The following is an 8,214-nucleotide window of genomic DNA, read 5'->3' as shown; positions in this document are numbered from 1 at the left end:
CCCGGCATGCCCGCGCGCCCACGCGCGGCGGCGCGCCCGGCGCGCGCCCGCGCGGGTATCCCGCCGGGGCCGGTTGCGGCAACAGGGGGGCGCGGGGTTAGCGTCGGTGGCGACAGATCGCGGGGGCCCGGCGAACCGGGCTGAGATAGCGGCTGGGACGGCCGCTGACCGCTGGAACCTGACCGGGTAATGCCGGCGTAGGGAGAGATCGAGTCGTCATGACCGAAACCGTGGTTTCACCTGCCCGCAAGACCTACCTCCAGGGCTCGCGCCCCGACCTGCGCGTGCCGATGCGGGAGGTGCCCCTGACCGACGGCGGCGCCGTCGTCCTGTACGACACCTCCGGGCCGTACACCGATCCGGCGCACGAGACCGATGTCCGGCGCGGGCTGCCGGCGCTGCGCGAGGCGTGGATCGCCGAGCGCGGCGACACCGTCCCCTACCAGGGACGGGCCGTGCGGCCCGAGGACGACGGGCGCCGCTCGGGCGACCCGCTGCGCGAGCCGGCGGCGTTCGCGCCGCGGCGGCCGCGCCGGGCGTCCGGGACGGCGGTGACCCAGCGCGCCTACGCCCTGCGCGGCGAGGTCACCCCCGAGATGGAGTTCGCGGCGCTGCGCGAGGGCGTGGCGCCGGAGTTCGTCCGGGACGAGCTGGCGGCGGGCCGGGCGGTGCTGCCCGCCAACGTCAACCACCCCGAGAGCGAGCCGATGGTCATCGGCCGCAACTTCCTGGTCAAGGTCAACGCCAACATCGGCAACTCGGCGGTGGCCTCCTCGATCGAGGAGGAGGTCGAGAAGATGACGTGGGCGACCCGGTGGGGCGCCGACACGGTCATGGACCTGTCGACGGGCCGCGACATCCACACCACCCGCGAGTGGATCCTGCGCAACGCGCCGGTCCCGGTCGGGACCGTCCCGCTGTACCAGGCGGTGGAGAAGGCCGGTGGCGACCCGGCGGAGCTGACCTGGGAGGTCTTCCGCGACACCGTGGTCGAGCAGGCCGAGCAGGGCGTGGACTACATGACCGTCCACGCCGGGGTGCTGCTGCGGTACGTGCCGCTGACCGCGCGCCGCAGGACCGGCATCGTCTCGCGCGGCGGCTCGATCATGGCGGCGTGGTGCCTGGCGCACCACGAGGAGAACTTCCTCTACACCCACTTCCGGGAGCTGTGCGAGATCTTCGCCGCCTACGACGTCACCTGGTCGCTCGGGGACGGGCTGCGCCCGGGCTCGATCGCCGACGCCAACGACGAGGCGCAGTTCGCCGAGCTGCGCACCCAGGGCGAGCTGACCCGGATCGCCGCCGAGTACGGCAACCAGGTCATGAACGAGGGGCCGGGGCACGTCCCCATGCACAAGATCAAGGAGAACGTCGACCGGCAGCAGGAGTGGTGCGGCGGCGCGCCGTTCTACACGCTCGGGCCGCTGACCACCGACATCGCGCCGGGCCACGACCACATCACCTCGGCCATCGGCGCCGCGATGATCGGCTGGCACGGCACCGCGATGCTCTGCTACGTCACGCCCAAGGAGCACCTCGGCCTGCCCGACCGCGACGACGTCAAGGCCGGGGTGATCGCCTACAAGATCGCCGCGCACGCCGCCGACCTCGCCAAGGGCCATCCGGGCGCGCAGGCGTGGGACGACGCGCTGTCGGACGCCCGGTTCGACTTCCGCTGGGAGGACCAGTTCAACCTGTCCCTCGACCCCGACACCGCCCGCGCCTTCCACGACGCCACACTCCCCGCCGCCCCGGCCAAGACCGCGCACTTCTGCTCGATGTGCGGCCCGCACTTCTGCGCCATGAAGATCACGCGGGACGTCCGGCGGTACGCCGGCGAGCACGGCCTCGCCGAGGACGAGGCCCTGGCCGCCGGGATGCGCGACAAGGCCGAGCAGTTCCGCGCCGGCGGCGGGCGCGTCTACCTGCCGCTCTCCGACGCCGACTCCTGACCCCGGCCGCACGGCCCGCCGCCGGTGCCCCGATGGGCCGGTGGCGGGCCTCCCCCGGCGGGCGGGCCGGGCGCCCCTCCGGCCCGTGACCCGGGGGAACGGCTCGCGCCGCCGCCGGGCGAGCTTAGTATCTAGGGACCGTTCCAATCTCGCGGTCCCCGGTTGCCGCGATGCCGTTCCCGTGCCACGAAAGGACCGGAGCATCTGGTGACCAGCGACGACACGCCACGGGTCCCGTCCCGTCCCGAGCGCGCCGACGTGCGCCGCAACCGCGCCCGGCTGCTCGCCGCCGCCCGCGAGACGTTCCTGCGGGACGGCGCGGGCGCCTCGCTGGAGGGCGTCGCGCGGCTGGCGGGCGTCGGGATCGGGACCCTCTACCGGCACTTCCCCACCCGGCAGGCCCTGCTGGAGGCGCTCGTCGCCGACGTGTACGAGGGCCTCGGCGCGCGGGCCCGCGAGCTCGCGGACGCGGCCGAGCCGGGCGAGGCGCTGCTGGCGTGGCTGCGGGCGTTCGTCGCCGACGTCACCGCGTTCCGCGGCATGGCCGCGTCCGTGCTGGTCACGCTCCGGGAGGAGGGCCCGGAGCCGCTCCCGTCGTGCCGGACGATGCGCGCCGAGGGCGAGGCGCTGTTCGCCCGGGCCCAGAAGTCCGGGGACGCCCCGGCGGACGCCGGGTTCCTCGACGTGCTGCGGCTCGCGGGCGCCATCGCGATGGCCACCGAGCAGGAGCCGGCCCTCCGCGAGCGGCTCCTGTCCCTCGCGGCCTCGGGGATGCTGCCCGGCCGCCGGAGCGCCTGAACCGCCGTCGGTCAGGCCCGTTCCGCGGGGACGGCGATGGCGGTGGCGATGATGCCGCGGCCGGTCGTCCAGCGCCCCTCGAAGCCCGTGAAGGGGCCGTCCGTGATGAGCAGTTCCGCCGTGAACGTCCCGCCCGGGTCCAGGACGAGGCTGGCGTCCTCGAACCCGAGCCAGCGGCGCGCCACCGGGAACCACGCCTTGTAGACGGCCTCCTTGGCGCAGAACAGCAGCCGGTCCCAGTGGACGTCCGGGGACGCGCGGCGCAGGCCGTCCAGCCGGGGCAGCTCCTCCTCCCGGGCGATCGCGTCGAGCACGCCGTCCGGGAGCGGCCCGTGCGGTTCGGCGTCGACGCCGAGCGCCTTCACGTCCCCGGCGCGGGCGACCGCCGCCGCCCGGTAGCCGTCGCAGTGCGTCATGCTCCCGACGACGCCGCCGGGCCAGCGCGGCGCGCCCTTGTCCCCGGGGACGATCGGCGCGGGCGGCAGGCCGAGGTCGGCGAGAGCCCTGCGGGCGCACCAGCGGACGGTCGTGAACTCCCGCCGCCGCTTGTCCACCGCCCGCGCCACGGCGGGCCGCTCCTCCGGGTGGAGGACGGCCTCGGCCGGGTCGTCGTAGGCCGCCGCCACCGCCACCCCCGGCGGGAGGATCCGCTCGATCACGGCTGCCGCTCCAGCGCGGGGAGGACGCGGCGCGGCCCGAGCGGCCCCGACTCGCGCTTGCGCCACTCGCGCGGGTAGCCGACCGACACCTCCACGTGCGGGACGCCCTCGCTCCAGATCGTCCTGGGAATGTGGAGGTGCCCGTACACGACGGAGACGGCGCCGTACCGGACGTGCCAGTCGCCCGTGCGCTCGCTCCCGCACCACTGCGCGAACTCGGGGTACCACAGGACGCGCGTGGGTTCGCGGATCAGCGGCCAGTGGTTGACGAGGACGGTCCTGGTGCCGGGCGGCAGCTCGCTCAGGCGCCGCTCGCTGTAGGCGATGCGCGCGTCGCACCAGGCGTCCCTGGTGGGGTAGGGATCGGGGTACAGGTACACCTCGTCCGTGCAGACGACGCCCGCCTCGTGGGCCAGCTTCAGCGCCTCCTCCTTGGTGGCGGCGCCCTCCGGCCGGAACGTGTAGTCGTACAGGACGAACAGCGGCGCGATCGTCACGGGTCCGCCCTCGCCGTCCCAGACGGGGTACGGGTCCTCCGGGGTGAGGACGCCGATGCCCCGGCACATGTCGACGAGCCGCCGGTAGCGGCTCTCTCCGCGCGCCTGCACGGGGTCGTCCTTGGTGGTCCACAGCTCGTGGTTGCCCGGCACCCAGACGACGGTGGAGAAGCGCCCGGCCAGCGTGCGCAGCGTCCACTCGACGTCGGCGAACCGCTCGGCGACGTCCCCGGCGACGATCAGCCAGTCGTCTCCGGACGCGGGGCGCAGGCCCTCGACGAACGCGCGGTTGTCGGGGAAGCCGACGTGCAGGTCGCTGATGGCGTAGAGACCGCTCATCCAGAGATCGTAAGCGGTCTGATGATCGAACCGTCCCCCTCGGAACCCCTGCTTCCCGGGTCGCCGGGCCCCGGCCGTGGCCGGACCAGGCCACCCGGCGGCGGGACCTGCGCGGGGTCCGCGGCCGCGGCCGTCCTCCCCGCGGACCGGACGAAGATCATGTACGGCCCGGCGCGGGGGTGAGACAATTCCCGCTGGGCCGGTCGAGGACGGGTGGTGGTGAGGTGGACGCGTCTGAGGCGGCGCCCGCCCGCGACGCGGACCTCCGCGCGCGGCTCGCCGCGGGGGACGACGACGCGCTGGGCGAGATCTACGACATGTACGCCCCGCTCGTGCACGGGCTCGCCCGCCGGGTCACCGGCGACGCCGAGGCCGCCCGCGACGTCACCCAGGAGGTGTTCGTCGGGCTGTGGGAACGCCCGCTGGCCTTCGACCCCGAGCGCGGCTCGCTGCGCGGATGGCTCGCCACGCTGGCGCACCGCCGGGCGGTCGACTGGGTCCGCCGCGAGGCGCGGCGGCGCCGCCCGCCGCCCGAGGACGCCGACCGCACCGGCCCCGGCGGCGCGGACGAGGCGGTGCTGGCGGGCGAGCTCGCGAGCGGCGTGAAGCGGTCGCTGAACGCGCTGTCCCCGCCGTTGCGCGACGCCCTCGAACTGGCCTACTACCGCGGGCTGACCTACCGGGAGGTCGCCGTCGCGCTGGGCATCCCCGAGGGGACGGCCAAGTCGCGCATACGCAGCGCCCTGGCGCAGCTGGGCCGCCGGCTGGAGAGCGAGGGGCTGTTCCCATGACGCTCCCCCGGCCCGCATGGACGGCTGTTCAGGCGGCGGATCGGGCGGCGGAGTGAACTGGGAGCCGTTCCGTCCACGTGCATGGTGGAAAGGGGCCACCTGGCGTACTTTCGGAGTGGAGGCCGAGATGAGCGAGGACCGGCACCCCGCCGCGAGCGGGGCGCTCGCCGCGTGGGCGCTCGACGCCTGCCCGTCCGACGAGGCCACGGTGATCGGCGAGCACCTGTCGGCCTGCGGCCCTTGCTCCCGGGAGGCGGGCCGCCTGCGGGACACCGCGGGCCTGCTGGCCGCCGCCGTCGCCGTCCGCCCGCCGCCGCGGCTGCGCGAGAGCGTCCTCGCGGCGGCGCGCCGCAGCCGTCCCGGAACGTCCGCCGGAAGCGCCCTCGACGCGGGAGCGGCCGCGACGGCCACCGCCGGAATGGTCGCCGGGGCGGTCGCCGGGGCGGTGCCCGCGGAGGACCTGGCCGGCGCCTACGCCGAGCAGGTCGCGGGCATGGACCGGCTCCTCGGCACGCTGACGGCCGCGCACTGGCGGACGCCCGTGCCGCGCTACGCCTCCGTCCTGGACCTCGTCGCCCACCTCACCGGGAACGACGCCGCGTTCGCCGCCGACCTCGGGCTCCCCGCCGGCCGGGCCGGGGGCGCGCGCGAGGCGTGGTACGCCCAGGCGGGGGCCGTCGTGCGCGGGGTCTCGGCGGACGCCCGCCTCCTCGACCGGCGCGCCTCGCTCGCCGGGGCCGAGCGCGTCCCGGCGTCCGGGCGCGTCGCGCTCGTCCAGCGGGCGTTCGAGACCTGGACGCACGCCGACGACATCCGCGCCGCGCTGGGCCGGCCCGCGGAGCCGCCGCCCGGCGAGCACCTGCGCTTCGTCGTCGAGCTCGGCACCGGCCTGCTGCCCCGGGCGCTGCGGGCGCTCGGCCGCCACCACCCGGGACGGACCGCGCGGCTGCTGCTCACCGGCCCCGGGGCGGGCGAATGGCTCGTCCCGCTCGCGCCCGGCGAGGGGCCCGGCCTCCCCGACGTCACCGTCATCGCGTCGGCCGAGGACTTCTGCCGGCTGCTCGCCGACCGCATCGCCCCCGCCCGGTTCCCGCACCGCACGGAAGGCGACCGGGCCCTCGCGGACGACCTGCTGCGAGCGGCGGCGACGCTCGGCTGCGACTGACCCGCCCGGCGGCGGGTCAGTCGCGCGCGGCGCCTGAGACGCTCGAAACCCGAGGTCCGCCGGGTCCCTGGCCCCATCCGGCCACATTCCCATCCGCGGGACGGACGGCGCCGAAGAGCGAGATATCAGCGGTGCCGGACCAGCGCACCGCCTGGCTCGCGAGAAGGACCCAGCGATGTCACGACCGCTCTCCGCCCGTTCCCGGGCCGCCCGGACCCGGGCCGCCGCGCTGCTCACCGTGGGCGCGGCGCTCGCCGCCGGCGGGGTGTCCGGCCTCGGGCCCGGCGCCGCCACGGCGTCCAGCCACCGCGAGGCGCCCCTCGTCTCGGGGCAGCCCCAGTACGACAACACCGACGTCTACGCCTTCGTCAGCCCCGACAAGCCGGACACCACCACCCTCGTGGCGAACTTCCTGCCGTTCGAGGAGCCGGCGGGCGGGCCGAACTTCTACAAGTTCGCCAAGGACGCGCGGTACGAGATCAACGTCGACAACGACGGCGACTCGCTTCCCGAGTTCACCTACCGGTTCACTTTCAAGGACTCGTACCAGAACCAGAACACGTTCCTCTACAACACCGGTCCGGTGCGCAGCCTCACCGACCCGAACCTCAACTTCCGGCAGACCTACGACCTGACGCTCATCCAGCGCAAGGACGGCGCCGTCGTCGGGTCGCGGACGCTGGCGTCCGGCGTGCCCGTCGCGCCGTCCCACGTCGGCAAGGCGTCGATGCCCGACTACCGGACGCTGCGCAACCAGGCCGTCAAGACGCTGCCGAGCGGCGCGCAGGTGTTCGCCGGGCAGGCCGACGACCCGTTCTTCCTCGACCTGCGCGTCTTCGACCTGCTGTACGGGGGGAACTTCAAGGAGGTCGGCAATGACACGCTGCGCGGCTACAACGTCCAGTCGCTGGCCCTCCAGATCCCGACCAAGGCGCTCACCAAGCCGGGGCAGCCGATCGTCGGCGTCTACTCCGCCGTGCAGCGGCAGAACGCCGCCGGGGACTGGGTGCAGGTGTCGCGTCTCGGCGACCCGCTGGTGAACGAGCTCGTCGTCCCGGTGAAGGACAAGGACAAGTTCAACGCCTCGGTGCCGTGGAACGACGCGCAGTTCGCGCAGTACGTCACCAACCCCGAGCTGCCGAAGCTCATCCAGGGCATCTACAAGATCCCGGCGCCGGCGACGCCGCGCAACGACCTCGTGTCGGTGTTCCTGACGGGCGTCAAGGGGCTGAACCAGCCGCCGAACGTCCGCCCGGCCGAGCTGATGCGGCTCAACACGTCGATCCCGCCGGCGGCGAAGCCCAAGCGGCTCGGCGTCCTGGACGGCGACAACGCCGGCTACCCCAACGGCCGGCGCCTGACCGACGACACCGTCGACATCTCCCTCCAGGTCGCCGAGGGCGAGCTGCTCAACAACAAGAACGACCTCGGCGACAAGGTCGACGCCAACGACGTCAAGCTGGAGAACGCGTTCCCGTACGTCGCGCTGCCGACGTCCGGGTCCAGCGTGCGGGGCTCGGCCCGCGGCGAGGCCGACGGGAAGAAGGCCACGCGGCTCGGCGACCTCGCCCCCGCGTCGAACAGCGAGCCCACCGGCGGCGACGGCGTCCCCGTCGTCCCGGTCCTCGCCCTGGGCATCGGCGCGGCCTTCGTGGCCGGCGGCGGCACCCTCTGGTGGCGGCGCCGGCGCGGGCCGATCGGCTGACGCCGGACCTGGTACCGGCGCCGGTACCGGCACGGTCCCGGCCCGGCCGCGCGACCACCCCGTGGCGCGGCCGGGCCGTCCCCCGCCCCGGCGGGCCCGTCTCGGAGGAGATCCCCATGGCACAGACACTCGTACGGCGCCTGCTCACGGCGGGCCTGATCGCGGCGATGATCGTCGGGCTGACGCTCGCCGCGACCGTCCGGATCGACCGGCGGGCCGGAGGCGGCCGACGCCGCCGAGGGCGCCGAGGCGGGCCTGTGGAACGCGATCCTCGCGGCGGACGGCCCCGCCTCGCTCGACGACGGCGA

The 8,214-nt window shown here is 75.2% G+C and carries 8 protein-coding genes and 1 riboswitch; of the genes, 6 read left to right on the top strand and 2 right to left on the bottom strand.

Annotation, left to right across the window (positions count from 1 at the left end; translation table 11 throughout):
- Positions 1 to 109 precede the first annotated feature (109 nt).
- A riboswitch (TPP riboswitch) is annotated at positions 110 to 223 on the top strand.
- Both thiC and E1300_RS45140 read left to right on the top strand, forming a co-directional pair.
- On the top strand, positions 219 to 1,952 hold the full coding sequence (gene thiC / locus E1300_RS45145) for a phosphomethylpyrimidine synthase ThiC (RefSeq protein WP_131763424.1): 1,734 nt from the start codon (positions 219 to 221) through the stop codon (positions 1,950 to 1,952). (Overlaps the previous riboswitch by 5 nt.)
- 207 nt (positions 1,953 to 2,159) lie before the next feature.
- Positions 2,160 to 2,750 (top strand): TetR/AcrR family transcriptional regulator, encoded by a 591-nt coding sequence (locus E1300_RS45140; RefSeq protein WP_207400345.1) that lies wholly within the window; start codon positions 2,160 to 2,162, stop codon positions 2,748 to 2,750.
- Positions 2,751 to 2,761: 11 nt separating this feature from the next.
- Here the strand turns inward: E1300_RS45140 and E1300_RS45135 are convergent, their stop codons facing one another.
- Both E1300_RS45135 and E1300_RS45130 read right to left on the bottom strand, forming a co-directional pair.
- On the bottom strand, positions 2,762 to 3,409 hold the full coding sequence (locus E1300_RS45135) for a 4'-phosphopantetheinyl transferase family protein (protein ID WP_131763423.1): 648 nt from the start codon (positions 3,407 to 3,409) through the stop codon (positions 2,762 to 2,764).
- Complete coding sequence (locus E1300_RS45130; protein ID WP_131763422.1) at positions 3,406 to 4,245, bottom strand: metallophosphoesterase family protein; 840 nt, start codon at positions 4,243 to 4,245, stop codon at positions 3,406 to 3,408. Before E1300_RS45130 ends, E1300_RS45135 begins: the two co-directional genes overlap by 4 nt.
- A 224-nt stretch (positions 4,246 to 4,469) precedes the next feature.
- Between E1300_RS45130 and E1300_RS45125 the strand changes: the two genes are divergently transcribed.
- The 4 genes from E1300_RS45125 to E1300_RS45110 all read left to right on the top strand — a co-directional run.
- Positions 4,470 to 5,036 carry an RNA polymerase sigma factor gene (locus E1300_RS45125; protein WP_207400344.1) on the top strand — a complete coding sequence of 189 codons (567 nt, stop codon included), beginning with the start codon at positions 4,470 to 4,472 and terminating at the stop codon, positions 5,034 to 5,036.
- A gap of 127 nt (positions 5,037 to 5,163) precedes the next feature.
- The gene (locus E1300_RS45120) at positions 5,164 to 6,201 is read left to right on the top strand and encodes a maleylpyruvate isomerase family mycothiol-dependent enzyme (RefSeq protein ID WP_165503285.1); all 1,038 of its coding nucleotides are present in this window, start codon (positions 5,164 to 5,166) and stop codon (positions 6,199 to 6,201) included.
- A 175-nt stretch (positions 6,202 to 6,376) separates the two neighbouring features.
- Positions 6,377 to 7,906, top strand: coding sequence for a DUF4331 domain-containing protein (locus E1300_RS45115; RefSeq protein WP_131763420.1), 1,530 nt, complete (start codon positions 6,377 to 6,379; stop codon positions 7,904 to 7,906).
- Positions 7,907 to 8,022: 116 nt separating this feature from the next.
- A partial coding sequence (locus tag E1300_RS45110; protein WP_207400343.1) for a hypothetical protein occupies positions 8,023 to 8,214 on the top strand: 192 nt, incomplete at its 3' end.

It is taken from the genome of Actinomadura fibrosa, assembly GCF_900659615.1.
Taxonomy (GTDB): Bacteria; Actinomycetota; Actinomycetes; order Streptosporangiales; family Streptosporangiaceae; genus Spirillospora; species Spirillospora fibrosa.
Note: the sequence above shows the minus strand (reverse complement) of the source record. Positions and strands in the feature narration are given on the sequence as shown.